Source organism: Klebsiella sp. TF21-TM (assembly GCF_019753495.1).
Taxonomy (GTDB): domain Bacteria; phylum Pseudomonadota; class Gammaproteobacteria; order Enterobacterales; family Enterobacteriaceae; genus Klebsiella; species Klebsiella quasipneumoniae.
Genome location: NZ_JAIJYL010000124.1, coordinates 1 through 431, shown reverse-complemented (window position 1 = coordinate 431; position 431 = coordinate 1). Strand labels below are relative to the sequence as shown.

General features: G+C 53.1%; 1 protein-coding gene. It reads right to left on the bottom strand.

The features are described from left to right. On the bottom strand, window positions 1–431 hold a 431-nt coding region (locus K5R89_RS27215), incomplete at both ends, for an IS5 family transposase (RefSeq protein ID WP_240530950.1).

Here is a 431-nt window from a genome sequence, read left to right as displayed (position 1 = left end):
GACTTTCCATTCGCCTTCACCAAAGACCTTCAGCCCGGTGGAATCAATCACCAGGTGTGCGATTTCACCCCGGGTGGACGTTTTGAAACTGACATTAACCGACTTTGCCCGCTTACTGACACTGGTGTAATCCGGGCAGCGCAACGGAACGTTCATCAGGGCAAAAATGGAATCAATAAAACCCTGCGCAGCCCGCAGGGTCAGCCGGAATACGCGTTTAATCACCAGAACGGTGGTGATGGCGAGATCAGAATAGCGCTGGGGCCTTCCTCGTGATGAAGGCGTTGCCGACTCATACCAGGCCTGAATCGCCTCATCATCCAGCCAGAAAGTGAGGGAGCCACGGTTGATGAGAGCTTTGTTGTAGGTGGACCAGTTGGTGATTCTGAACTTTTGCTTTGCCACGGAATGGTCTGTGTTGTCGGGAGGAT